14 protein-coding genes are annotated in these 26,067 nt (G+C 56.5%); all 14 read right to left on the minus strand.

All coding sequences use genetic code 11. From position 1 onward, the window contains the following. Positions 1-299 precede the first annotated feature (299 nt). The 14 genes from EI77_RS00540 to EI77_RS00605 all read right to left on the minus strand — a co-directional run bounded on the left by EI77_RS00540 (position 300) and on the right by EI77_RS00605 (position 26,056). The gene (locus EI77_RS00540) at positions 300-812 is read right to left on the minus strand and encodes a transposase (RefSeq protein WP_208300229.1); all 513 of its coding nucleotides are present in this window, start codon (positions 810-812) and stop codon (positions 300-302) included. A gap of 771 nt (positions 813-1,583) precedes the next feature. Beyond that, complete coding sequence (locus EI77_RS00545) at positions 1,584-2,588, minus strand: hypothetical protein (RefSeq protein WP_133792809.1); 1,005 nt, start codon at positions 2,586-2,588, stop codon at positions 1,584-1,586. A 43-nt stretch (positions 2,589-2,631) separates the two neighbouring features. Beyond that, a complete protein-coding gene (locus EI77_RS00550) occupies positions 2,632-3,042 on the minus strand; it encodes a type II toxin-antitoxin system VapC family toxin (RefSeq protein WP_133792810.1) in 411 nt (136 codons plus the stop codon). Continuing rightward, positions 3,039-3,269 (minus strand): hypothetical protein, encoded by a 231-nt coding sequence (locus EI77_RS00555; protein ID WP_133792811.1) that lies wholly within the window; start codon positions 3,267-3,269, stop codon positions 3,039-3,041. Before EI77_RS00555 ends, EI77_RS00550 begins: the two co-directional genes overlap by 4 nt. 34 nt (positions 3,270-3,303) lie before the next feature. Further along, a complete protein-coding gene (locus tag EI77_RS00560; protein ID WP_166646932.1) occupies positions 3,304-7,260 on the minus strand; it encodes a PVC-type heme-binding CxxCH protein in 3,957 nt (1,318 codons plus the stop codon). A 160-nt stretch (positions 7,261-7,420) separates the two neighbouring features. Beyond that, positions 7,421-7,924 (minus strand): hypothetical protein, encoded by a 504-nt coding sequence (locus tag EI77_RS00565; protein ID WP_133792813.1) that lies wholly within the window; start codon positions 7,922-7,924, stop codon positions 7,421-7,423. Positions 7,925-7,947: 23 nt separating this feature from the next. After that, entirely contained in the window at positions 7,948-11,499 is a 3,552-nt protein-coding gene (locus EI77_RS00570; RefSeq protein ID WP_166646933.1) for a c-type cytochrome domain-containing protein, read from the minus strand. 184 nt (positions 11,500-11,683) lie between these two features. Continuing rightward, positions 11,684-14,551: a DUF1549 domain-containing protein gene (locus tag EI77_RS00575; RefSeq protein ID WP_133792815.1), complete on the minus strand. Its 2,868-nt coding sequence runs from the start codon at positions 14,549-14,551 to the stop codon at positions 11,684-11,686. A 536-nt stretch (positions 14,552-15,087) separates the two neighbouring features. Then, positions 15,088-17,514, minus strand: coding sequence for a PPC domain-containing protein (locus EI77_RS00580; RefSeq protein WP_133792816.1), 2,427 nt, complete (start codon positions 17,512-17,514; stop codon positions 15,088-15,090). Positions 17,515-17,660: 146 nt separating this feature from the next. After that, positions 17,661-18,989 (minus strand): DUF1501 domain-containing protein, encoded by a 1,329-nt coding sequence (locus tag EI77_RS00585; protein WP_243838628.1) that lies wholly within the window; start codon positions 18,987-18,989, stop codon positions 17,661-17,663. 106 nt (positions 18,990-19,095) lie between these two features. Next, the gene (locus EI77_RS00590) at positions 19,096-19,635 is read right to left on the minus strand and encodes a hypothetical protein (protein WP_133792818.1); all 540 of its coding nucleotides are present in this window, start codon (positions 19,633-19,635) and stop codon (positions 19,096-19,098) included. Positions 19,636-19,703: 68 nt separating this feature from the next. Next, positions 19,704-22,652 (minus strand): TonB-dependent receptor, encoded by a 2,949-nt coding sequence (locus tag EI77_RS00595; protein WP_166646934.1) that lies wholly within the window; start codon positions 22,650-22,652, stop codon positions 19,704-19,706. 86 nt (positions 22,653-22,738) lie between these two features. Then, complete coding sequence (locus EI77_RS00600; protein ID WP_133792820.1) at positions 22,739-24,022, minus strand: acetate and sugar kinases/Hsc70/actin family protein; 1,284 nt, start codon at positions 24,020-24,022, stop codon at positions 22,739-22,741. A 75-nt stretch (positions 24,023-24,097) separates the two neighbouring features. Next, the gene (locus EI77_RS00605; protein ID WP_133792821.1) at positions 24,098-26,056 is read right to left on the minus strand and encodes a hypothetical protein; all 1,959 of its coding nucleotides are present in this window, start codon (positions 26,054-26,056) and stop codon (positions 24,098-24,100) included. Positions 26,057-26,067: the final 11 nt, after the last annotated feature.

Genomic DNA, 26,067 nt, shown 5'->3' on the forward strand with positions numbered 1-26,067 from the left:
TCCGGGATGTGCCGCTACCCCGGCCCAGTCTATGCGGGCGGGACGCCCCCACTCCTTGCCCAAGCCCTCAAGCAAACCCAAGGAGTTGGGGCGTCTCGCCCCGACAAGGCATACCTCGCTTTTTCGTCTGCGAAGATCCTCGCATTTCCGTTCATCGAGTCCGGGCTGTGCAGCTGCCCCGGCCCCAATCTATGCGGGCGAGACGCCCCCACTCCTTGCCCCAAGGCCGCAGGCGAACCCAAGGAGTTGGGGCGTCTCGCCCCGACAAGGCCACCTCGCTTTTTCGTCTGCGAGGATCTTCACTTCCTTTCTCGCAACGATCTTCGTGCGATAACGGTTTCATGATGGCTCCACTCGTTCTCCGGCAGATGCGCTTTCTCGGGATTGCGCCGGATGTAACGCACACAATTCGCAAAATGCTCCTCATCCCGGATCAAGCGGTCAAAATAATCCTCCTGCCACAATGCTCCCTGACGGCGTAAAAGACTGTTGAGAGCATGGGTGCTGTAGCTCTTCCAGCTATGTAAAATCTGGGGCAAGGTCCATTCCTCACGGATAGAAACCAGCACATGCGCATGGTTAGGCATCAGCACCCAGGCATGAAGCAAATAACGACGGTCATCGAAATGCTGCAAAGTTCGCTCCACCACAGCTCGTGCCTCCCCGTCCCGCAACAGGCAGCAGCCATGGCCTGCATCCAGCCATCGCTCCATTTGCTGGCTAAACCTCTCGTGATACTCCCGCTCCACCTCAGGCTTCCACGGATAAGGATGATGCAGCAGCCATGCTTCACGTTCCCGAATCCACTTCATCCGCAGGGCTGCGGGGACAGAATCATGCAGTCGAAAGGTAATAAAATAAGTGGCTCCAGCCTGCTGCCAATGGGGCAGTTGATGTCCCGTTATGAGAATATCCGCAAAGGGATTGAAAAATCGAAGCCGCTCCTCCGCCATGCGATCACAGCTTAAAAAACACCAGGATGAAGTCAATACTCTTCGTCAGGTCTCATTCCGCTCAACCACGTACAGATGTGTAGCCGTTGCGGCCCAGTCTATGCGGGCGAGACGCCCCCACTCCTTGCCCAAGCCCGCAAGCGAACCCAAGGAGTTGGGGCGTCTCGCCCCGACAAGGCGTACCTCGCTTTTTCGTCTGCGAAGATCCTCGCATTTCCGTTCATCGAGTCCGGGATGTGCAGCCGTCCCGGCCCCAATCTATGCGGGCGAGACGCACCTCGCTTTTTCGTCTGCGAAGATCCTCGCATTTCCGTTCATCGAGTCCGGGATGTGCAGCTGCCCCGGCCCCAATCTATGCGGGCGGGACACCCACACTCTTTGCCCATGACCGCAAGCGACCCAAGGAGTTGGGGCGTCTCGCCCCGACAAGGCATACCTCGCTTTTTCGTCTGCGAACATCTTCGCATATCCGTTCATCGAGTCAGGGATGTGAAGCTACCCCGGCCCCAATCTATGCGGGCGGGACGCCCACACTCCTTGCCCAAGCCCGCAGGCGAACCCAAGGAGTTGGGGCGTCTCGCCCCGACTTCTGTGATCCCGCCACGACTGCTGAATAAGGCGCGCGTCCGTTCACTTCAGATCCATCACCTTCACACCCTGCTTATAGCCTTTAAAGCCATAGGCAGTGGGATTGTATTCACCCACCAGGGTCACATCCGCCTTTTCCGGCACTTCAATTCCGAGTCCCCAGTAAACACTGTTTACCACGAGGCGGCGCAGGCTTTCATTCGTCAGGTCCGTCGCGGCGCCCATCGTGGTCGTCAGCACCTTGTTTTCCGAACCTGCGTCGTTCTTCACACTTCGAGTCCAGGCGATGGCCATCATCGGATCATTCACCGGCTGCTCCTTCTTATCCGTGGCACGCGCCTTCACCGTCTCCAGGGGACCTGAATCAGGCGTCATACCTTTCAGCACCCGACCACGCATCAGGATCTTCGCATCCGCAGGTGGATAGGCTTCATAAACATCGCTGGTGCCAAACACGTCCGTCACTCCGCGCAGCAGCGGATCACTGGCATGGGCTGTTTCAATCACACCCTGTGTCGCCTCGAACTTGTGATGTCCCCAATGGCTCACCCACGTTTCACCCAGCACCTTTTCACCCCAGCCACCTTCATTGTTCCAGTTCCAGGAAACATGCTTGCTGTCTTTTGGGATGCCGGAAAACGCATGCGTGCTTGTGCGCAGCGCAATGATCGGCACACCGCGCTTAACCGCCGCATCAAACTTGTCCAACGTCGCTTCATCCCAGTGGCGAAAACGCAGCAGCAGCACCAGAGCATCGGCACTGTCCAGGGCGGCGGGATTCGTCAGACTCTCCCCCTTCGTGGGATCCACCGTGCCATCTTCGCCGACAGAAAAAAGCACCGTTGTCTTGAAGCCATGCCGCTCACTTAGCAACTTGGCCAGCATCGGCAGCGCCTCCTCACTGCGATATTCTTCATCCCCTGCCAACAGGACCACATGCTTGCCCTTCGCCTCCCCTTTCGGTTCATAGGCAAGAAAGTCTTCAGCAGCAAAACTAGCCCCCAGTGGAAGCACTGCGACCAGGATCAGAAAAGTACGGCGGATCATAAAAGATGGTTGGTAGAAATGGATAACAAAGATCGACAACAGATCACAACAAAAACGGATCAAGAACAGGAACGAGCGGAAAGTCACCAGTGTTTCGAGTGACCACCGTGAGCCCGTATGACAATGCAGTGGCGGCAATCAGGCTGTCCATGACACTGGGCACAAAGCCAGCCTCTTCAACGCCACGGCAATACCTCGCCCACTCCCAGGCCACTGCATCATCCACAGGCAAAATGAGGTCAGAATAATCTTCCTGTAGAAAGCTCAACCGGCGAAGCAGTTCGTTTTTACGTTTGCCTTCATCAATCGCTTCCACACCTCGCGCCAATTCAGCCAGTGTGATGACACTGATGGCACAATCTTCCTGATGAAGATCCATCCATGCGGTCACGCGCAAATCGGGAGATGGTTTCATACCTTCCGAAAGCACGTTGGTATCCAGCAAGTAAATCACAAGTCAATAGGTGGTCCCAACTGCTCACGACCTTGGTTAATCTCAAGCCCGCTGAGTCCCCGCAGATGCTCCACAAGGGACTTCTGGCGAGGACGGGTTGGCCGGAGGATGATGGCACCCGCAGGTGAGACAGCCACGGTGAACTCCATTCCCTGCGTCAAATGCCCTTGGGCAATCGCATCAGCAGGCAGGGTCAGCTTGTGATCGGCTTCCAGCGTGGCAGTCATAAATGAGTATAAATGAAGAAATGGAAAACTCAATTCACTTCGTCACCGTCAGCGTGCCCCACATGATGAGGGCGTGGCCTGGGAAGGTGCAGACGAATTCATAGTCACCCGGCTGGTTAGGCGCACGGACTTTGAGCTGTTCTTTCTGGCCGGGCTCTAGCAGCTTGGTGGCGGCGATGATCTCTTTCTCAAACTTCGCGGGCAGATAGGCGCGGCCCTGTTTGTCCACCTTGTCAGGCGTCATCGTCATCGCGGCATTGCCGATGTCCATGTGCTTGCCTGGAGGCACGATGACAAAGTTGTGAGGCATTACATCATCATTTTCAAAAATGACCTCAAAGGACTTTCCAGCTTTGACGGTAAGCTTGGTCGTATCATAGCGGAGTTGCTCATGCACGGTGTGAACGATGAACACATCCACACTGACGGCACTCAGGTCCTTCAAGATTGAAGCCGCAGCATCCCCCTGCAGGGCGGCCATTTCCTTGGCGGCGGTGATGATTTCCACGTACTCCTGCTTGGACCGGTCACCCGCCGGGACGCTCTTCGCATACGCCAGGACACTGTCGGTGACAGGCTTGGCCTTCGCCGCATCCCAATTGGTTTTGGGGAATTTCATCAATGCCTTTGCGGCTGCATTTCGCTCTTTGCCTGCAATCAAATGATCTGCCGCAATGGCAAAATTCGCCGATGCCTGATTGGGACTCATCAAGGGTAAAGCAGCGAGCACAGCCTTCAGCGTTGCAGCATCTGCCTGACCATCCTGGAGCAAGGCGGTCAGTAGCGGCTGGCACTTGGCTCGCAGTGAAGCCTTGGTGGATGGAATCAGCGCGATGGCTTCCAGTAAATAAACACGCGCTTTTCCAGTCGTGGACTTCCAGATTTCATCCGGGCCAGAATCCGTGATCATCAGCGCTGCATAAGCAGCACGGATCACAGGCGGCTGAGTGCCCTTTGTCGCCAGTTCCAGGATGCCTTCCCGGTGGCGCATCAGGTGCCCCTGAATTTCCAGTACCAGCATCTTGCCGATCTCTTCCGCCGTGGAATTCAGGCGCCCCCCAGCCGCATCAAGGCGCTGAAGCAGCTTCACGATCTCCAGTGTGCGATCATTTCCCGTCAGTTTCACCAATTCCGTCAGTGCATTCGCACGCACATCAGCAGCCACTTTTGGCCGTGTCAGCTTCTCAATCAGCACCGGCTCAATATCTGGCAGGCCTTTTAGATCAGCATCGCTCGTCTTGGTGATGTATTCCGCCAGCGCAGCTGGATCCTTCGGCAGCAGCTTCGTCTTCAGCACACTCTGCAGGCCTTTGCGGCATTCGCCGAAAACATGGTCGATGTAATAGTCCGTCGGATGCTTCAGCACATCATAGGCGATCTCCAGTGCCTTCTCTGCATCCGCAGTCGGCTGGTAAAAGCTCAAGGCGCGCACGCCATGCATGCGCACGCGCGGATCGGCATCATTCACGGAGGCACGCAGCAGATCCAGCGCACCGGGCACTTGGTCCTTCCAGTAACTGAGCACACGTGTGGCCGCTGCACGGGCACGTGCATCGGGCGAGGACAGCACCTCTTTTAAAAGCTCTGCATCCACCACGTCCACCCATTGATGAGTCCACAGCGCCTCCAGGCGATGATGCTCGTATTCAGGATCAGACTTGTCCAGAGCCGCCGCCCATTTCTTGGCGGCAGCAGCCACCTCTTTGGCATCATGCTTGGCCAGTTCCACCTTCGCGAGCTGGCGCGTCACATCTTCCCATTCCTTCAGCAGTTCCAGCAAGTTGGGGATGGATTCACCATCAATCTTTTTCGGCTTCAGCAGCGGACGACCTTCATAGGTCATCTTGTAAATGCGGCCATGGCCATGGTCCCTGTTCGGGTCACGCAAATGGTGCTGCATGTGGCCGATGATGGCATTGGACCAGTCACAAAAATAAAGTGCACCATCCAGGCCCACACTTACACAGGCCGGACGGAATGTCGGATAGACAGCTGGATCAGCCTTGACCAGATCCTCCACCGTTTCCCCCTTCATACCAGACCCGTCCTGGCTGAGCTTGACACGCCAGATGCCCTGGAATCCGATGACATTGCAGTTGAGAAAGTTGTTCTGAAACTCCTCCGGAAAATGGCGGCTGCTGATGATGCCGTTGCCAGGGCTGGGGCGTGCAGGCCGGTCCCAGAAAGGATTCATCTTAGCGCTGCCGCCGCCTTCGCGCGGAAGGTAACAGGAGGAAGCCTCAGCAAAGGTGTTCACGTTTCCTGTTGCATCGGTGAAGTAAGAGTTACCCCAGCGATCCCAAATCTTGCCATGCGGATTCACCGTCGCATTCGTGGTGAAACGCTCCAGTTCATTGCGATTGATGTCATAACGGTAGATGGCCCCGTTGGTATTGCGCACCACGCCATTGACCGTCTCCACCTGCGTGCGGTGGAATACGCCATCGCTCGGATAGATCGCTCCGCCATTGTCATAGCTCAGGTAGCAAGTCTCGTGATGACTGTCCGCTGCGCATAGGCCCATGAGGATACGTTCACGCTTATCACCTTTGCCATCACCATCCGTATCCGCGATGTAAACTAGGCTTGGGGACTGCATCACAATCACGCCGTCTTTATAGATCTGAAATCCCGTGGGGCAGTTCAGATCATCGGCAAAAGTAGTCATTTTATCAGCCTTGCCGTCGTTGTCGGTATCCTCAAAGATCAGCAGGCTATCCCCCTTCGGGCTGGTGGGTGTACGCTCGGGATAGTTCAGCCAGGCACTCACCCAAAGGCGTCCTTTGGTATCCCACTGCATGGCCACCGGATTCACCAGTTCAGGGAACATCTTCTCATCGGCAAAAAGCTGGATCTTCATGCCGCTGTGCACCTGGATGTCCTTCATCTTTTCCGTCGCATCTGGGATGGCGATCAGGCCTTCTTCCGTAAAGGTCATGCCAGTCATCGGCACCTTGTTAAATTCCTTGCCCTCTTTCGGGTCCGGCATGTTCGTCGGCACCTTTTCCACCGGTGGCAGGTTGTCATCCTTCACCACCAGATCCCCACCTTTGGCGATGGCCCAAACGCGCAGATCACGATTGGCTGTCTTCACATCCCTCTGCGTCATCTCCTGCTGCATCACTTGGAAATTGGAGATGTAAGGCTTCTCGGGAGTCCTTTCGTTCTGCTTGAAACCGCCGACTCCAGCCGCATAGGCCAGTCCGCTGCGTCCGCCATAAACGTTGTAACCATCCACGGTACGATACCGCTGATGCCACTCCCAATTCTTCTCCACAATGGCCTGGCGCAGCTTTTCATTCACCTGCGGTGCTTCCTCTCCAGTCAGCGTCTTGAAGGCAGCTTCAGCCACCACCTTGTCACCCTTTTCGTTAAGATACAGACCGTTAAGGCTCAGCGGTTCATCGGAAGCCGTCTGCACCGTTGGCGCAAACAGATCCACAAAGGTCACCCCATTCGCCGCCGCCACCTCACTCATGGCAGCCGTGTAGTTCTGCAAATTGGTATTCTTTTCATCCACCGGTGGCAGGCTCGGATTCGCCAGCTTTTCCAAAGCGATGGGCGAAAACAAAACGATGCGTGGCGGAGCCTTCCCACTGAAGTTTTTCGCCTGGGTCTCCTTCAAAAAGGTATCCAGGTTCTTCTTGAACTCGTCCAGCCCCTCGTAGCCCTTGAAAGACTCATTGTTACCATAGAAGGCAAAGATCACATCCGCCTTCACCTTCGCCAGCCACTCATCCCGCGTGCCAAAGTTATCCACCCGATGCCAGGTCTGCACCTCATCCCCCGAGAAAGCGAGGTTGCGAAAAGTCAGGTCCTTGTCCGCATTCGCCTGCGTGATCATCGTCTCCAGCCATCCAAAATGCTGAGATCGATCCGGCAGGACATTGCCCAGAATGGCGATGGAATCCCCCTTCTGGAACTGGACCTGCGCCACCAATGGCGCAGCGAAGCCAAGAACGGCGAATAAAATAGAGAAGCTGGTTTTCATACAAGGTTGGAACAAGGCGGGCGAGTGGATACGGCCCGGAGGCCGTTTCCTTTCCGCACTGTCACCCAACATCCCTCGCGAGAGGCCAGAACCGGACAGTCAAACTCCTGCTTTTCTCGCCGGAGATCACAAAAAAATCCATCACGTTAGCAATACATACTCAGGCCGTTTCAGATCCCGGCGCTTTCAAGTTTTTATACCATGTCCGAACTGGCGTGAGCATCAAATGCATGGTGGCCAGCACGAACGCTGGCGCGAAGACCAGCAGTCTCATCGGCGACATATCCTCCTCAAGCCTATTCCAGGAGGGAACAAAGATGGCTGAGATCACAGCGACTACATCGACGGAGACAATAGCCACCATCAAAAACATCTGAAAGCCGAGACACCGCACCAAAAACCAAACGAACAAAACCAGATTTAACCTCACCGCAATCACCGGATAACCCAGGACAAGCTCCGGCAAAAAACGACCGATTAACTCACGTTGGAGCAACAGGCCTAACAAATAAACGCCAAACCAGATCCACCCCAAGAGCCTTTGTGACTTCGTAAAGTAACGAGGCCTCATCCACCAGATCCAAAAAGCGGGAAAAATGACCATTCCGATCCAAAAGAAAATACGTCCCCGCGTAGTCTCCAGATCGTGTGGATAATCATTCATATGCTGAGCTTCGCCGATTGGCCTTACTTCGGCAACATGGTGAAATACTGCTCTTCCATCTGTTTCACCTTGGTGCGAAGGGGATCGAGCTGGGGTTCCATTTTGGCGAGTTCGGTGGTGATTTCGGCGAGGTTTTTATCGCGGACAGGGATGTCTTTTTCGGCGGCGGCGATGGCGGCTTCGGACTCGGTCTTTTTCTTTTTCGCGGCTTCGAGTGCGGTGATGGACTGGCCGACTTCGAGTTTCTTGGCTTCGACAATTTTGGTCTCGGCGTCGAGCTTCGCGTGAGCTTCGGCGAAGGCGGCTTCGAGCGGCGGTTGGGCGGCTTTCAGTTGGGCGATGACCGCATTGATCGGGGCGGCTTTGGCTCCAAATTCAGCTTCCAGGGCGGCAGGGATGGCTTGCTTGGCAGCCAGAGCAGCCTGCTGGGCGGCGATTTCTTTGCTGATGCTTTCATGCTGACCGCGATGAGGAGCGACGGCTTTTTCGGCAGCAGCCAGTTCGGCTTTGGCAGCAGGTATCTGCTTCTCTGCCTGGGCGGCGGCAGCAGTGGCATTGGTTAGGTCTGCTTTGGTCTTCGCGACGACATTGCGTGAATCGGTGAGCACCTTCTGTGCGGCCTCATTGGCTGCGCGACGGGCATCGAATTCGCCCTGGGCATCGGCCAGTTTCAGAGTGGCCTCGGTGGCTTGTTTTTCAGCGGCAGCCTGCTTGGCCTGAGCGGCGGAAAGTGCCTGCTCATGAGGCGCGGCATCTTCATTTTTGGCCTTGGCATCGGCCAGTGCTTTTTCAGCCTGGGCTACTTCGGCACGGGCAGACTGAATGGCACGGCCAGAGTTAGCCGTGGCGAGACGCACTTCGGCCAATGCCTTGTCGGCAGCCTGGAGATCCTCGGTGATTTTGGCCAAGGGAGCCTCGGCATCAGCAACGCCTTTTTCCTGGGCTGGCAGTGCAGCCGTGAGGTCGGCAGCGGACTTTTTAGCGGCCGCAAGATCCGCCTCAAACTTGGTGACATTGGCCAGCTTGCTCTTCACCTGCTCTTCTGGAGCTTTGAGTGCGGCAGCGACTTCAGCCAGTTTTTTAACCAGAGGATCAATGGCTTTTTGGATGTCCTCGGCAGACTTTTTGGAGGCGGCGATGCCATCGTCACGAACCTTGGCAAGAGCGGCGACTTCGGCCTCGCGGGCAGCGAGGGTTTTCTTATGCTCATCCAGCTTGGCCGCAGCCGCTGCATCCGCGGTGCGAGTGGGTGTGGTGGCAGCCTCGAGGCCTTCGAGTTCAGCCTTCAGCTTGGCCAGGGTGGCCTCATGCTGAGGGATCTGATTGGTGGCTTCGGCGATGGCTTTTGTGGATGACTCGATGCGTGCAAAGTTGGCAGCCTTAGCTTCTTCGTTCTCTTTCTTGGCGGCTGTGTAATCGTTAAAGTCGCCTTCCAGCTTGGCCAGCTTTTCCTTCTCGGTTAGGACACCGACATTGAACTGGGCAGCCTTCAAAACCGTGGGCAGTTTTTGCATCACGGCGATCTGGCTCTTGTGGTCGGCAAGCTGGGCTTCGAGGGGTGGCAAAGCAGCCTTTGCATCCGCGACCTGCTTCTCATTGTCTGCGATGTTTTTCGGCCAGGCTTCGAGGCCCTTCTTCAGACCCGGCAGTTGCTTTTCCTTGGCAGGCTTGGCAGCTTTCAAAGCGGCAACTTGGTCCTGAGCGGCTTTGATGGCCTTGTCGAAATCAGCGATGGGCTGAGGTGCGGCAGCGGTGGCCTGTTTCAGAGCCTCCAGCTTGCCAGTTTGCTCGCCAATGGCTTGGGTAAGTTCGGCCACTTTTGGCGCGTCTTCAGGCTTGGTGAGGGCGGCTTTGTCAGCATTCAGCTTGGCCAATGCAGCCTCAATGTTTTTGATTTCAGCCAGGGATTGCTCATGTGTTTTGAGGAGGGCGACCTGCGCATCCTTTTTGGCCTGCGCCTCGGGCACGGTCTTTTCAGCCGCGGCGATCTGGGCTGGAAGATTCTTGACCTCCTCCTCTAGCGCGGCAACAGCAGCCTGGGCATCGGCGGCTTTTTTCTTGGTTTCGGCAAGCCGGGCTTCGGCTGCTGGAACAGCTTCCTGCGCCGCCTTCAATTTAGCTTCCACTTCAGGCAACTGGCTGACGAGTGTGGCGGCCATTTTTTCAGACTCGACGATCCGTTGAGCAATGAGCGGCGGATTGCTGGAAAGCTGGCCTTTTTCAAGCATCTTGGCCTCTACAGACCAGACTTTAATCTCGCCCCGCCAGTTGGCAGAAACAGCCGTTTTGGAATCGTGAAGGGCGACTACTTTGGTGACGATATCACCCTGGCTGGCGGCTTCGCCAATCTTGGTGCCATTCATGTCCCAGGTGCGGATGAGTCCGTCATTGCCACTGGAGACAAGGCGGCCATCGGGAGTGAAGGACACAGACTGGACACCACCGCCATGGGCGGCCCAATTCTTGACCTGCTTGCCCTCGTTCATTTCCCAAAGACTGATGGTACCGTCCATGGAGCTGGAGGCGAGGATATTGGAATCCGCGCGCCAAGCGAGATCTGTGCAGGAGGCTTTGTGCTGACCCAGGACATAAAATTCACCGCCATTGGAGGCTTCCCAAACCATGACATTGCCATTGCGGTCTGAGGTGGCGAGCAAGACACCATCGGGACTGAAGGCAGTGCCCATGATCCATTCAGTATGCTTGCTGATCATGTAGAGCTCTTCACCAGTGGCGGTGTCGTACACCTTTACCTTTTTGGAGGGGCTACCAATGACGACCATCTTTTGATCGGGGCTGATGTCAGCACTCATGACCTGGTCAAACTCCTTGCCGATTTCGACAATGCGTTTGCCCGTCTTTACATCCCACACAATCGCATGGCCGAGCTTGCCGCCTTTGCCGCCGCCCATGATGAGGAGGGAGCCGTTGCGGCTGAAGCTGAGGCTGCGTGCATACCCTTCCTCATAGGGGAAAATGCCAGCGAGCTGGCGGGTATCCGTATCATAGAGCAGGATCTGCTTGGTCCCGGCCACGGCCATGAGGGAAGTCCAGGGACTGGCGGCCATGGCGATGACGGCAGTGGTACGTGGAGTCACAATAACAGGCTCCAGCAGCACGTGCTCAGGCTTGGCAATGGGGCCTTCAGGCCTGCCGCTGGTGACGGTGACGGCCATTTCCACTTTTGGTTTGGCGGATTTTTTGGCGACGCTGGACTTCGTCTCCAGCAAACCGCCGCTGATCCATTTGGCGAGGATCTCGAGTTCTTTGGCATTCAGAGGAGCACCTTCAGGTGGCATGAATGGCTCTTCCTTTTTGGCACAGGTGGCCCAGAGGCGGCTGGCATCCGAGTTACCCGCATCCACGATGGCACCCCCGCCACCCCCGGTCATGAGAGCACCAAAGCTGGTTAGGTCGAGGTCGCCTTTCTTTTTGTCTGGGCTGTGGCAGGAAAAACATTTGTTCTCCAGCAAGGGACGAACGTGGTCCTCATAAGTGATCTTTTCGGCATCTTGGGCGACCGCAGCGGCGGCAGAGAAGAGGCTGAGTGAAAGGATCTTAGCGTGGGTCTTCATGGGGGAACAGAATGCAAGGGACGAGCGACCAAACCAGCGGACAGGAGTGTCCGCGCTCCCTTCAGGGATCTTGGCGTGGGTCTTCATGGGGAGGCGGAGACAATGAGGGATCAGAGGATGCGGACGAGGGCGTCCGCGCTCCGGGTGAGATGGTTGCGGACGAGGGCGTCTGCACTCCATGGGTTTAATGATTGAAGTAAAACTCTTTGGAGTTCATGAGGGCCCAGAAGACGTCTTCGAGGGCCTGCTGCCGCTGATCAGGAGCGGCGGCGAGGGTCTGACTGATGGACTCTTTTTCCTTGTCCTTGGGCATGCGGCCAAAGACGCGCAGGAACATGTTTTCGACGATTTGATCATCGGTCAGTTTTTCAGCGATGAGCTTGGAGACGACCTTGCCCTGCTTGATGCGATCATTGACGGCATCACCGTTCATGAGGTGAAGGGCCTGGGAGAGAGTCGGCTCCATTTTCACTTCGCAGGAGCACACGGACTCACGCTTGGCACGGCCGAAGGTGTTCAGGAAGTAATTGCTGACAGCACCATCGGCGATCTGCACGGCGCGGGCACCGAGAGGCAGGCCCTGGAATTTGTTAGGCGTCTCGGTGATCTGGGAAATGGCATCCAGCAGGATCTCAGCACGAACACGGCGGACCTGGGCATGGGAGAAGTTTTTCTTATCCCCGGCATTGGTCTCATTGACCTTGGTGCTGCGCTGATAGGTCATGGACATGCAGATGTCTTTCACGAGACGGCGCATGTCATACTTGTAGTTCGTCAGGTTCTCGGCCAGGGCGGTGAGAAGCTCGGGGTTGGAAGGCGGGTTGGAGACGCGGACGTCATCCACAGGATCGACGATGCCGAGACCGAAGAAGTGGGACCAGACGATGTTGGAGATGTTGCGGGCGAAGTAAGGGTTCTTCGGGGAGGCAATCCACTCGGCGAGGATCTTGCGGCGGTCATCGCCAGGCTTGATCTCGGGGGCTTCTCCGCCGAGGAACTTGGGCTTCATGACTGCCTGAGTGAGGAAGTGCTTGGACTCGCCGCTCTTGTTGTTGAAGATGACGACTTCCTGCGGGTCATCGGTGGCCTTGCGGCCGATCTGGGAGAAGAAGGCCTTGAAACCATAGTAGTCATCCATGGTCCAGCGATCAAACGGATGGTTATGGCACTGGGCGCACTGAATGCGCATGCCCATGAAGACCTGGGCGACGTTTTCCGTGAGCTTGAGCTGGTCGAGCTCCGTCTGGTAGAAGTTCACGGCGGGGGTGGAGACGGTGCCGCCGGTTGAGGAAAGAAGCTCAGTGACGATCTCGTCCAGAGGGACGTTTTTGCCGATGCGCTCGCCAAGCCAGTTGTAATAAAGGAGGGCGTTTTTGTAGAAGGGCGGGCGGTTGTTGTTGCCCTCGATATCGGAGCGGATCTGAAGGAGCTCGGCCCACTTCATGACCCAGACTTCTGTGAATTCCTTGCGCTGGGTGAGGGAGTCGATCAGGCTCTCGCGCTTCTTCGGATTGGCATCGGCGAGGAAGCCTTTGATCTCGTCCGGCTTTGGATAAATGCCGATGACGTCAATGTAGGCACGGCGGACGAATTCTTCATCGGTGCAGACGCCGCTGGGCAGGATGCGCAGCTTGTGGAGGTTCTCATTAACCAGGGTGTCGATGTAATTGTTTTCGACCAGCTTCGGACGCTCATACTCCAGCTTGGCAGGGATGACGAGCACCTGGGCGGTGACGCTATACACATCGAACCGGGCGAGGGTGAAGGCTGCACCACGGTCCCCGCTCGTCACCAGGCCATCTTTATTGATGGTGGCCGTCGGGTCATTATTGGACATGAAGAGGGCCAGCTTAGTGACATCGCGGTCGCTGCCATCCGAATAGGTGGCGCGGACGGTGATCTGCTGAGTGCTGCCAGCACCTTCCATGACGATCTGCTTCGGATAGACCTCAATGCCAGTGACTTTGGCGATGTCCTTGCCATCATAGGGTGCGCCGTTGCTGATCCATTCCAGGATGGCCTGGTTATACTGGGATTCTGGCTCATAGCACTGGTTGCCCGAGTGAGGGACTGCGCCCACGGCTTTTTCCACCAGGGTGCTTTCCTCCGGAATGGCGAGGTTCACACGGCGGCCTACGAGTTCCCGAGTCAGACGGTTGTAGTCACCCTCAGGGTCCATGCCGAAGAGGCTGAGACGGAATCCATCTTTGCCACGGGCAGCGCCATGGCAGCCACCGGCATTGCAACCACCACGCAGGAACACGGGCATGACATCGAGATTGAAGGAAATGGGGCGGTCCTTGTGGCCAGCGTTGAGTGCGATCGGGGCCTTAACGGTCGTTGTGCCGAGGGTGGCTATGAGCTCGGTAGAACCGGTATCGGCGACAGGCTTGAGCACGTCCCCTTTCAAAGAGGCGACATTGGCATCTGCGACGCGCAGATTGGAAAACAAGGTGACATCTCGCGTGGTGGCATCCGCGAAGGTGGCCATGACGACGACTTGATGAAAGTCGCGTTTCGTTTCCAAAGAGAACTTGTCTGGGAAGATTTCAAGCTTGGTCAAGGAGGGCAACTTGGCGTTGAGATCGGCCAGGGCCTTGAGCTCTTCCGGGGTTTTATGACGCAGGGTCAGACCTTGGGGCCACTGGGCACCTTCGGCGATCCAGCGCTTCAGCAATTCAGTCTCCGCAGCGGCTAGAGGGCCACCTTTGGGAGGCATGATGTCATCATGATCCGCAGGCAGAAGTACACGTTTGATCAGTTCACTTTCATCCGGTTTGCCAGGGACGAGGGATGGGCCGGAGGAGCCGCCTTTGATCATGGCCTCCGCCGTGTCCATGAGGAGCTTGCCCTTCACCTTGGAGGGGTTGTGGCACTCCAGGCATTTGCTTTCTAAGATGGACTGAACCTGAGTGAAATCCACCGGGGCCGGGGCTGCGGCGACGGGGGCAGCCACGACGGCAGGGGCAGCTTCAGGGCTTGCGAAACCCAAGGCGGGCAACGCAGCGAGGCTGAACAGGCTGAGGCGGAGGGCTAGGCGGGGGCGTGTCATGGAGACGAGTGGGGGCTTGAAGCATACCTACGCTTCATCTTTGTGGTTTTTTCGATAATGGACAAAAATCACACACAATCAGTAGGTTAAAGAGGATTGTCCATGCGGGCGGGAACACGCAGCGGGTGGGGTGCATGGGACACTTTTTATCCCTGCGGGAGGCGATGGGGAGAATTTCGAATTTTTCCCCATTGGGGGATTTTGCGAGATGATTCGTTGAGGATCAACGTTTTTGGATGGGGAGTGGATTCCCCATGTTGTCCCCATGCGGGGAGCGTTGGGGAAACGAGTGCCTCCTTTGGGGAACCGGGAAGCGAATCCGGCGAATAAAGGTTTGGCGGATGGCGCGGACACGGCCACAATTTTGGTTAGGGCATGAGCAGGCGCAAGCGAGTGGTACCCCGACTTGGGCGAAGTGGCGAAGAAACAGCGCGTGATAAGGGGGGCGAGAGAGTAAACGCCTACTACGGGAACACCACCCGCTGGTGCGGGCAGCTACGGGGAACCCACCCGCTGGTGCGGGCGGCTACGGAGATTTATTTACCGGCGGCTTCCTGGCGGAGTTGCTCGAGGCGGGAAAGCTGCTTGGGGGCGGCGGGCTTGGCCTCTTCTTTGGGCTTGGCTTCTGCAACGACGGCTGGTTGGGCAACGACTTTGCGAGGGGCATCAATACGGAGGGTGGAGCCGAGAGCGATGCGATGCGTGGTGGTGCCTCCGGCGACGGGGATTTCCACTCGGACAAAAAGGTTGGCCTGCTTGCCTACAGGTGATTTGTCGTGAGTGGTGACCTTGAAAGCGACTTCCTTGGTGTCTTTGGTGATTTTGGCGGATTCCACAGGAATGGTTTCCGGCACACCGACGATGGAGGCGACGGCTTCACCTTCAAAGGGAAGAAGCTGCTCAATCTTGGCAACCATGACGGTTTCCTGGCCCTGCTCGACGGCAGTCAGTGGGATAGCCGGGGCATTGACGTATGCGGGAGCTGTCGTGACCTCGCAGAAGGGTGAGGCATTGTAAATGCGGCCATTACCAGCATCGGCCTCGCCCATGACGACAAATTTCCAGACACCGGCGGGTGTATTGGCATTGGCATCCAGCACAAAAGTGCATTCATTCTGACCTTCAGCGATGGTCTGCTCCCCAAGGGTGCTGATGCCGTTAGGCTTCCAAAGCATGAGAACGCGGATCGGGGCTTTGAAGCCTTCCTTGCGAGTGGCGACGACTTTCAAATTCAGGATACCCTGGCTGACGAGGGCAACGGAAGGTTTGACGATTTCCAGAGAATATGGGGCTTCCTCCACCACGGCCACAGGCAGTTCATCGCGCACTTCGGTATAATAAATGACGTTTCCTTGGCGGACGACGTCAAACTCCTGGCGCATTTTACCGACGACTTTCACATTGGGGTCCACCGAGGTGAGCTGAAGAGGTACGGTCGTATGGCCGAGAGGAGCATCGGGTGCGGCTTCAAAAAGCAGCGGGATGCCGGGCTGGTCATTGGGGGCGATTTCGGTCAGCAACTTCACGCCAGCGGGCAAGTTGGGAGCCACAAACTTAAAATCACCGCTGACATTGTTGCGGGAAAAATTTTCCAACAAGGCCATGCGGCCACCGCGCGGAACGGCGATGAACTGGCGGGAATGGGAGTCGTTAACGTTGTAATTTGGCGAGGCAAAGGTGTATTCCGGCTGTGAAGATACGAGTTCGATGCGATACACGAAGTTAGGTCCGCCACGTTCCAGGTGATCAGTCACACTGATGAAATATTCGCCATCGGCAGGCACTTTGAGCGTCTGCTTGCTATCGAGACGACGACGGCCACCACCGTCATCATTGGAGGCGACACGCCCGCCTTTGACGTTATAAATCGCGACGACAGTATCGAGAGGCGAGCCGAGGCTCTGAGCGAAGGCCTGGAGGACGACCTGCTGATCCTTTTTCAGAGGGATCTTAAAGAAATCAACGTCACCAGGAGTTTCAATCACGCCATTGAGGGCGACAGGCTCAGCAATGGTCACTGGGGTGGCTGCAGCCTGTTCATTGTTAGGCTCGGCCTCCAGAGTGTTGTCAAAAGGGACAAGGCGGAAAGGGTTTCCTGAGGGGGCGGCTTCGGCACCTTTGGAGAAAAGATTGAAGTTTGGATCTTCCTGAGCGGGCAATTTCACCTCTTCCTCAAAAGAGCCGTCTTTGTCAATGAAGCGGACTTTCGTGGTGCTGCCCAGCATGCCACCGGCGGGATAAACGACATCCGGACGGCGGAAGCTGCCGACTTGGAGGCGGTAGTAGTTGTTATTGCCACCGCGATACGAAGAATCGCGAACCATGATGTAATATTCGCCGTCGTATTCGGCCACGAAGGAGCAGTAACCATCCTGGCGGTGGAGGATGGTATCATCCGAGAAGGCTTTTTCGAAACGGTCCTTATCCAGGATGGCGATGTAGGGATCAAAGACTGTATAGCCAAGACGCAGGCCATCCACTTCCAGGCTGATGCGCTGCCCCTTCTTTACGCTGAGTTTAAAATAGTCCACATCCTCGGTCTTGATCACCCCTTCAATAGTTTGATCCAACCCGATAGCCTGGGCGGACTCAAACTCAGAATTCGGCTCCACTTCGACGACATTGGGATAAGGGCCGACAAAAAACTGGCGAGCATGCGAGACGCCCGTGCGGGTGCGGACACGAAGCAGGTGATTGCCCGGCTCTACCTCGGGAGCGACAGCGATGGTGACTTCGACCTTTTTAGCCTCGACCTTATCCACGCTCTTTTGAGTGAACCCTGGGTTGAAAAAGATCAGGCTTTCGAAGTCTTCCAGACGGTCGCCCGTGATGGTCAGCTTCGTTTCAGTACCGCGCTGCACGCCATTGGGCTGGGTGGAATTGAACTCCGGGTAGGCAGCGTGCAGGGTGATCCCTGCGAGAAAGGCCACCGTGAGTTGGGCGAGGATGTGACGAACGTTCATTGGCGAAAGGGGGAGAAGCTGGAGATAACTACGTGAAACGTGGCCTGACTTATTGCAGCCATGAGAGCCTGGGGTCTGGAAAAGTGAAAGGCGGCGTGGATGACTCCACACCGCCTTTAAACTTCAGGCTTCGCAGAGGGGAGGCATCAGGCGATCCACTCATTCATGATGCGACCGCCGTTGACGATATCAACTGGGCGGCCACCGTCGGACATGATGCGTTTTTCACCGTTAATGCCGAGGAGGCGATACATGGTCTTGGCAAGGTCTTCCGGGCCGACAGCATCGCGGTCTGGCTCACCACCGAGGGAATCAGAGGCACCGTGGATGTAACCTTCTTTGACACCACCGCCAGCCATGGCCACCGAGAAGACGCGTGGCCAGTGGTCACGGCCATTGGTGGCATTGATCTTCGGCGTGCGGCCGAATTCGGAGCTGACCATGACGAGTGTCTTTTTCAGCATGCCACGGTCCGCAAGGTCCGTGATGAGACGGGCGAAGGCCTGGTCAAAGGCTGGAGCCTGGCCATCAAAGGCACCCTTGATGTTGCTGTGATGGTCCCAGCCACCGTAATTGACGGAAACCATGCGCACGCCTGCTTCCACCAGACGGCGGGCAAGGAGGAAACGCTGACCTGCGGTATTGCGACCGTATTCGTCACGGAGCTTATCGGTTTCCTTGTTGAGGTCGAAAGCCTCGCGAGCCTGACTGCTGCTGATGAGACCGTAAGCGGCCTGATAAAAGCTATCCATGGCATTGATGGAATCAGCCTTTTCCACGGTGCGGAAATGCTCGTCCACCGTGCCCAGAAGGGAGCGGCGACGGTCAAAGCGCTTGTCATCAATGTCCTTCGGCGTGAGGAGGTCACGGACGGTGAAGTTTTTATCCGCAGGATCGCTGCCCAGGGCGAAGGGACCGAAGGCGCTGCTCATGTACCCGGTGCCCTGGTCTGGAGCGACGACGTTTGGCACGGCCACATAGGGTGGCAGATTGTTACGGGAACCCATTTCATGAGAAATGATGGAACCGAAGCTGGGGAACTTGATGGCGGGGCTAGGGCGATAGCCGGTGAACATGTTGTGCGTGCCACGCTCATGAGCGGCCTCACCATGGGTCATGCTGCGGATGACCGTCAGCTTGTCCATGATCTTGGCGATGTTCTGGAATTTTTCACCCACGTATTCTCCAGGGATGGAGGTCTTAATGGGGGTGAAGGGGCCACGATAATCCGGGGAGGCGAAGGGCTTCGGATCCCAGGACTCATGCTGGGCCATGCCGCCGGGAAGGTAGATATGAATGATGGAATCCGCGATGGGAGAGAAGGACTCCACATCGGCGATTTTCTGCGCGGCCTGAAGGCGAAGCATCTCCGGCAGGGTGAGACCGAGCCCGCCGAGCATCCCGACATAGAGGAAGTCGCGACGGCTGACGCCATTGCGGAGATCAATGTGATTGCCTTGGCAATTGGGGTGCATTTTCATAGCGCGGGAGGAGGTATTTTGATCTGAATCAGTAGGAATTACGGCTGCCCGCAAACCTTCTTGCAAAATCGCACAAAGTTTTTTCCGATCAATTCAGAAGCTACTCTCCGCCAGCCTCTTGCATGCTCGCCGTCATCTCGGACTGGCGTTTTTTGACGATCTGCTCAAAATCCATGGGCCGGGAAAGGAGAGGCGGCAGGTGCTGGCCCTCAATGGCCGGGGGAGCAATGGAGACAGAAACAGGGACGGGTTCAACAGTCGTGGCGGAATCGGACCCCTCCACGGAACTTGAACTCCAGGCCTCGACCAAGCTCCAGATAGTGACAATCAAGATCAGGCCAGCGACGGCGGCGACACCGAAAAAAAGCTTGCGGCTGACGCGTGCCAGCTCTGGATCTGCCCGCATGCGGTCAAAGGGCTGGCCGATGAACTGGCGCTGGTCTGGAATGGTGTCCGGCTCTGGTGTTGGGGGCGGCGTAGCCACCAGGAGAGCCTTGCGCTTGACCCCTGAACTGCGCTCAGCCACCTGGAGCATCAATGCCACGCCACAGGAAGGGCATGCCCGTGAGCGGGCCACCTCAGTGACCTGAACCTGGACAGCGCTTTCGCAATGAGGGCAAACAATGGAAACCTGAGGCATTTGTAAAGGGGGGAGCGGCGATCATGACTTATTACGGCTGAAAGCTCAAGTCAGGGATTCCTTTATGTTCACCATTTACCTGTAATGCCCAGGGTATAGGTGGTGCCCACCTGAGTCACGGAAAATGGCAACCCCCCATCGAAATAACGCTCGCGAGGTTGGTTCAGGAGGTTGGAAACACGTAGGTTAAAGCTCCAGTTGTCCGTGATTTTTTTCGAAAAAGCAAGGTCCAAGGAGGTAAACGGCCGCTGGTAAATGTCCGGCGTGAGGTTGGATTCAAACCGGCCACCGACCGTGTAGAGAAGCGGGCCAGTCACATTGAGCAAGATGGAGCTGGTGAGGCCCCAGTCCTTGATCTCATGAGTCAGGTTGGCGTTGAAGGTATAATCTGGCTGCCCCTGGAGAGGCCTGTCCGTCGAGAGACCTGCCTGCCTACGGATTTCCTGACTGTTTTGGCTCAGCTCCACTTTGGATAAAACGAAGCCGTAATTGAAGCCCAGAGTGAAGCTTTCAAGGATGTCCATGATGCTGCCCAGGTTTTTATAGGCCTCGATCTCGAAACCATAGAGGATGGCGCTTTCCTCGTTTTCTGCGGTGTTAAAGACGCCCAGGTTCACAAACTCAATGGGATTGCGGATCTGTTTGGCAAAGAGGGAAACGGCGAACTGGTCCCCTGGAGCCGGATCCCACTCCCAGCGCAGGTCATAGTTCAAGATGGAGGACATCTCCAAATCTGGATTCCCGACGAAGAAGTTTCCTGTTTCCGGGTCTCGCGAGAAGACCAGGGCGATTTCCTTGAACGTGGGCCGGGCGACGGTGCGGGTGATGGAGGAGCGGATGGCCATCTGGTCGGCGATTTTCCAACGGGTGGAAAAGGCAGGCAGGAGGTCTGCACGGTTGATTTCGAAATCATCGGACCTGCCACTGGCGAAATTGCTGCCGCCATCGCCAAAGCGCTGCACGGCAATGTTCATCCGGGTGACCTCCAGCCGGGTGCCCAGGCTGGTGTCGAAAGTGTCATTCAGATTGAATGAAAAAGAGCCATACACCGCAGGGATGGTCTGGGAGGCTTCATAAACTTCCCGGGCCGGGATATCATAGGCACGTGAGAGAAAGAAATTATCCCGCACCAGGAATCCGCCCAGGCCGTTGGGGTCGCGGGTTTGGTCTACGAGGTCAATTCCGCCGAGGATATCCCCCAGCGTCAGCCCGTCGTTATCGTCGGGGCTGGGACCGTTCAGAAGGGGCTGCCCAGGGGCCAGATTGAGGTAAGTGCCGATCAACTGGGCATCAGGCAGACCGGTGTACTGGAAGTTATCCGTGCGGTAATCGCGGGTGCTGTGGTCAAAGCTGCCGCCGAATTTAAACTTGGTGCCGGTGCCGCCATTTTTGGCACCTTCATCCAGAGGGATCTCAAAATTGAGCGCCACGTTGTAATTGGTATCGTCCAGACGACGCCAGGTACGCTCAAAGTCCGGCGGGGCAGGATCTCCCGAGCCGACGTAAGCATTGACGGCGGGATCCAGGCTGAAAGCATAGTTGGATTTGCGCAAGTCCGGCTGATTCTGGGAGGACACGCTATAGGCGACCAACCAGTCCATTTTAATATTGTCCATGCCTGGCATCACATGCTCACCACTGAGCTGGAGGGTCTGGAGAGTACGCTCTGTATAGAACATGAACTCGCGGAAGATCAGCAAATCCGGCTGACTCAAGGACGGACCGTAAGAGAAGACGGCATCATCCTGGGCAGAGAAGTTGCCAAAATAAGTGAGGGTGACCTGGTTTTCAGGTGAGAATTCCAGAGAAGCGCTCAGGAGGGCTCCGGCCAGCAAGTTTTCCGAACCTTTTTCAAAGAAGAACTCCTGGGTCGGCACCGGTACACCTGCGCCGATGTTGGCGAAGCCGCGTATGCCCACCTCAGTGATGTATTTTTTACCATACGTCACCCCGCCGATGAGACCGAGGGTGCCGCCCATGAAGTCTTCCACGCGTGTACCACCGATGGCACTGAAGCTGAAATCCATGGGAGCATCCTTGTAGCTGGTGCCCATGGCACGACCGCTCAATGCACGAGCTGCGGCTAGAGCATTGGCGGATAGCTGGGCATTGCGCACGTCAGTGGCGTCCAAAGGAGGATCATTGTAAGTCAGGTTCCCTGCAGTGCCTGGCAGAGAATTGATGTTCTGCATGATGGAGGGCAGTTCACGTGACTCCCCGGAGCCAAGAAAGCCAGTTCCGCCACCACGATAGCTGAGAAACTGGCCGCTGCCCGTGGACAGGGTGTTATACCCGGTGGACATGGAGATGGTAAAAAACGGCTCCTTGGGAATACGCTTGGTGACGATGTTGAGGTAGCCGCCGGTGGCCTCACCAGGCATGGAAGAGACGGCTGTTTTTGAACTGACCACGGTCTCGATGAGGCCCGTGGGAAAGATGTCGATGTTCACCGCTCTTTTGTCAGGGTCCGAGCTGGGAAGACGGGCTCCATTGAGAACGACTACGTTGTAGCGGTCACTCAGACCACGGACGACGACGTAACGACTGTCCACCACGGCCGTGCTGGACAGCCTCTTCAGCGCACTGCCAATGTCACCCGAGGAACCGGCGCTCTTGAGCAGCTCTGGAGAGATAGCACTGGCGAAGGACTGGAGCGAGGCACCAATGCTCAAGGGCATGACGGAGCTTTCCTCCGCGATGGCCTCCTGCACACTGAACTCGTCCAGTTCCACCACCTCGGCGATCATATCCACCTCCACTTCGCGGACGGAACCGGCCGTGACAACGATGCCGCTCTGGCTGGTGCGGATGTAACCGTCATTGACGAGCGTCATCCGGTAAACGCCCGGAGGCAGGTCATTGGCAAAGAAGCGCCCCTCATTATCGGTGCGCACCGTCTGCCCTCCAGGCTCCAGGGTGATACTGACGCCAGAAACGCCGACATAAAAGTCGGCGTCCTTGACGGTCCCGCGCAGTCCCCCTCTTTGCCCGTCCTGGGCCAGGAGTGAACATGCCAATACAAGGCTGCAAGCGCAGAGCCAGAAGGTCTTTTGCCTGCTATCAATGAGAGTGAAATTCTTTCCGAACATGCACCGGTTTTTTGCTACTCTTCGTTACCCTGGGACGCTGACATGGAGATGATGATATCCAGCATGCTTTTTGTTAGGGGCATGCCTGTTTTCGCACAGCAGAGGCAGACCTCTGATGCACCCACATAACCCATGCGCGGGTTAGGATTTTTAGCCGCCTCCGTCACGGCCTCCGTCAATAGGGAGCTGGACTTTTCAGGCTCGCCCAGCATGTGCCATGAGGCTGCATACCAAGCTAGGCCAAAGGGTAAATACATGGGCTCCAACTTACGCATATTCGTTTCAGCTCCGGCCAATGCAGGCTGGACTGTTTCCGCCTTGCCGCGCAGAGTCCAAAGTTCCACCAGCTTATAGATCAGGCGCATTTCCTCTTCATGTGGAGCGCCGAAGTTCTTTTCCGCCAGTTCAAACAACTGCTTTGAAACATCTTCATGCCCGGCTTTGAAAAAGCGGATGGAAGTCTCCATCAGCAGTTCCGCATGCACCACATTGGAAATGGCCAGGACAGCACAGGCTGAATCCACCAGACCAGCCGCCAGTTTATGCTGCTGAGGATCCGTGGAGGTGAGGCGGTCCAGTGCCTGGTCAAAAAGACGGCGGGACGTGTCCAGCAGTTCTGGAATCGGCTTGGCCACTCCGTATTTAACGTACTCCGCCTTAAGTTTTGGAAAATCGAAAACGCCCGTCTGGGCGGATTCCAGTACCAGCAAGCCTGCAGAGGCGCTGAGTTTTGTTTCTTGGTCCTTGATGGACTGCCACCACCGGGTGGTGATTTGCATATCATGCTTTAACAGAGTGCCGACATAAACCAGGCGGGCCAGGACGATATCCGCCTGCCAGGTTTTCAGCATGCGGGTCATTCCAGCAGCCGTTTGCAGCCATTTCAGGGATTTGGCAGGCTGGGCTGTGTTCTCTTTCTCCGCGATATCCAGCAGGAGTAATGGAGCCCGGTAGTCGGTCAATTTAGCCGCCACCTGGCGTGCCGTTTCTAGCCTGCCTTGGAGCAGAGCTTGTTTACCGCATTGATACATCTGACGGTTCCAGACATCGGAATCGCCCGTGATACGGCTGGCGAGATGCAGCGCCGCAGACAAAGGATCCTCACCTGAAAGGGAGGATAAGGCTGGTGAATTTGGCACCAGCCGCACGCTTTTCCTCACATCGCCCGGAAGTCCTTCCAGGGCTTTTTCAATACCCGCATCCTCCATCCCGCCAGCAGCGGCGATGTGAGCAAAGGATAAAAAGACGGCCAAAAAAGCCGGAGTGATTTTCAGAGACAGAAAAAGGACAGCGTTCATCAAATGAAAAATGGTGGGGGGCGATGCAAGGCACCGTCCCCCACCAGGAGAGGTTATGACTGAGAAACAGGCAGATTACAGACCATAGACCCGGTAAAGCACGGACTCGTCTGCATCGGTGCTTTCGTCGGTGTAACTCACCGTCGTAGCATCGCTAACTGGGTTCGTTGTGACAACCGACCAGCTACGACCATCAACCGATTTTTCGATGACATACTTGATGTCAGCGCCAGCGGTTGGGAAGCTGATGCTCGGATGGTTATCGGACACGTCCAAGGTGATGACTGGGCGTGCCAGGTTGGTGGTCGGGAAGACATCCAGAGCAGCCAGGGAAGTCCAGCCAAACATCTGGTTATTATCCCGCATGGAACCGGCGAAGGCAGCGTTCACGAAACCTTCTGGCAAGACGACTCTTTCGTCATCCGCGTAAGGCACGTTGTAAGCAGCGCCGGCTGGGTTCAGGCGGGGATCCAGACCATTCTTGGTGTAGAGCGGGCATGGCACCACTGGAGTGGAGGTGGTGGAGAAGCGCCATGGGGTGCGAAGCTGGGAGGCCCCAGGAGTCTGCATTGTGTTGATCTGGGTCAAGAATGGAATGACCACGCCCCCGACTGTAGCAGTGGTGCTACCGACTGCCACGGTGCTGCTGTTGACCAGAGTGCCGTCGCCATTATTGCCATTGGCAATGAAGGCATACAGGTTGCTCCAGGTCAGCATCGTGGTGATGGAACCACCACCGGTTTCAGCAGATTTGTTCATGGTGCTGGTGTTTTCCACCACGCCATTGTGCATAGCCAAGTGAGCTTCAAGCTTCGGGTTCATACCTTCACGCTTGGTGCTACCTGCGAGCATGGTGAAGTTGAAGACGGAGAGGTCTGTCATAGGAAGGCGGTCACCGTTATCGGGCTCGCCACCGTCCCACTCCATCAGCTTGTCATACGAGTAGTCAGACCCGGTGATGACCTGGCCAATGGCGGTGTTGAGACCGTCGTGACCGCTGCGCAGCGAATTGCCAGAGCTATTGATCGTGCCCTGGATGACTGTCCAGAACTGGTGGTTGCCGCGGAAGCCTTCATCACCGTCGAAGGAGTCATCCTGGTTGGAGCTGGAAAACAGGAAGCGTGTGTCATGCTTGCCGCCGAACCATTCGAAACCGTCATCCTTGTTCTGGTAAACTTCCACGTGCTCAATCACCGTGCTGGAGCCGACACCGCAAAGAGTGATGCCGTTGATCTCATTGCCCACGGCAGCCGCGCCGATGACGAAACCGCCGTAACGGTTCACCACATAACGAAGCACACCGCTGTCATCTGTGTCATCCGTGCCACCATAGATGGCAAGGTCACCATTGAGGACGGTGCTGCCGGAACCGCTGGAGAGGCCTTCAGGGAAGTCTGTTCCCACACCGGCGTTCTGGATCTTGCGGAAGTTTTCCGTCAAGCTGTCTGCATGTGCATCCCAGATACCGTCTGCATCCAGGTCACGGTTGCCCGTGTTGGCGGCGACGTGACCACGGCCACTCATGATGATGCCACCCCAGAGACCGGCCTTGCTGAAGCCATTGTTTCCGGTCGGACCACCAGGTGCATAATTGTTCAGATCACTGGCTGGTGTGGCGGTCACATTAACGACCGTGCCCACCGCATTGGTGAAGGATGTCGGCACCGTTGCCGCACCCCCAGGGACATTGGTGTCCGTCAGGGAGGTGAAGATGATCGGAGCGTCCACCGTGCCGTTGGCGATGACCTTGCCACCGCGGGCGGTCACCAGGGTGCCTGGCTCTTCAGCGAAGCCTGAGAGCGCGGGGGGCAGGCCGCGGATGATGGTTCCTGGCTCGATGGTGAGCTTGGCACCATTGGCAACGAAAATCACCCGTCCGAGGATGTAAACGTTGTCACGTGTCCAACGTGTATCCGTCAGGATGCGGTTGTCGTTCTGGGAACCGACGACCACAAAGTCGGCCCGTGCCTCGGTGGCAGCCGCAGAGGCTAGCGCCACGGCGGCGAGAAGGGTTGTTTTGAGCGTGTGTTTCATGATAAGTTTGA

Source organism: Prosthecobacter fusiformis (assembly GCF_004364345.1).
In the GTDB taxonomy this organism is placed as follows: Bacteria; Verrucomicrobiota; Verrucomicrobiia; order Verrucomicrobiales; family Verrucomicrobiaceae; genus Prosthecobacter; species Prosthecobacter fusiformis.

What these genes read in the sequence shown, in the direction of transcription:
- EI77_RS00540 (WP_208300229.1), bottom strand. Translation starts at nt 812, where the DNA reads ATGAAGTGGATTCGGGAACGTGAAGCATGGCTGCTGCATCATCCTTAT.
- EI77_RS00545 (WP_133792809.1), bottom strand. Translation starts at nt 2,588, where the DNA reads ATGATCCGCCGTACTTTTCTGATCCTGGTCGCAGTGCTTCCACTGGGG.
- EI77_RS00555 (WP_133792811.1), bottom strand. Translation starts at nt 3,269, where the DNA reads ATGACTGCCACGCTGGAAGCCGATCACAAGCTGACCCTGCCTGCTGAT.
- EI77_RS00560 (WP_166646932.1), bottom strand. Translation starts at nt 7,260, where the DNA reads ATGAAAACCAGCTTCTCTATTTTATTCGCCGTTCTTGGCTTCGCTGCG.
- EI77_RS00565 (WP_133792813.1), bottom strand. Translation starts at nt 7,924, where the DNA reads ATGAATGATTATCCACACGATCTGGAGACTACGCGGGGACGTATTTTC.
- EI77_RS00570 (WP_166646933.1), bottom strand. Translation starts at nt 11,499, where the DNA reads ATGAAGACCCACGCTAAGATCCTTTCACTCAGCCTCTTCTCTGCCGCC.
- EI77_RS00575 (WP_133792815.1), bottom strand. Translation starts at nt 14,551, where the DNA reads ATGACACGCCCCCGCCTAGCCCTCCGCCTCAGCCTGTTCAGCCTCGCT.
- EI77_RS00580 (WP_133792816.1), bottom strand. Translation starts at nt 17,514, where the DNA reads ATGAACGTTCGTCACATCCTCGCCCAACTCACGGTGGCCTTTCTCGCA.
- EI77_RS00585 (WP_243838628.1), bottom strand. Translation starts at nt 18,989, where the DNA reads ATGCACCCCAATTGCCAAGGCAATCACATTGATCTCCGCAATGGCGTC.
- EI77_RS00590 (WP_133792818.1), bottom strand. Translation starts at nt 19,635, where the DNA reads ATGCCTCAGGTTTCCATTGTTTGCCCTCATTGCGAAAGCGCTGTCCAG.
- EI77_RS00600 (WP_133792820.1), bottom strand. Translation starts at nt 24,022, where the DNA reads ATGAACGCTGTCCTTTTTCTGTCTCTGAAAATCACTCCGGCTTTTTTG.
- EI77_RS00605 (WP_133792821.1), bottom strand. Translation starts at nt 26,056, where the DNA reads ATGAAACACACGCTCAAAACAACCCTTCTCGCCGCCGTGGCGCTAGCC.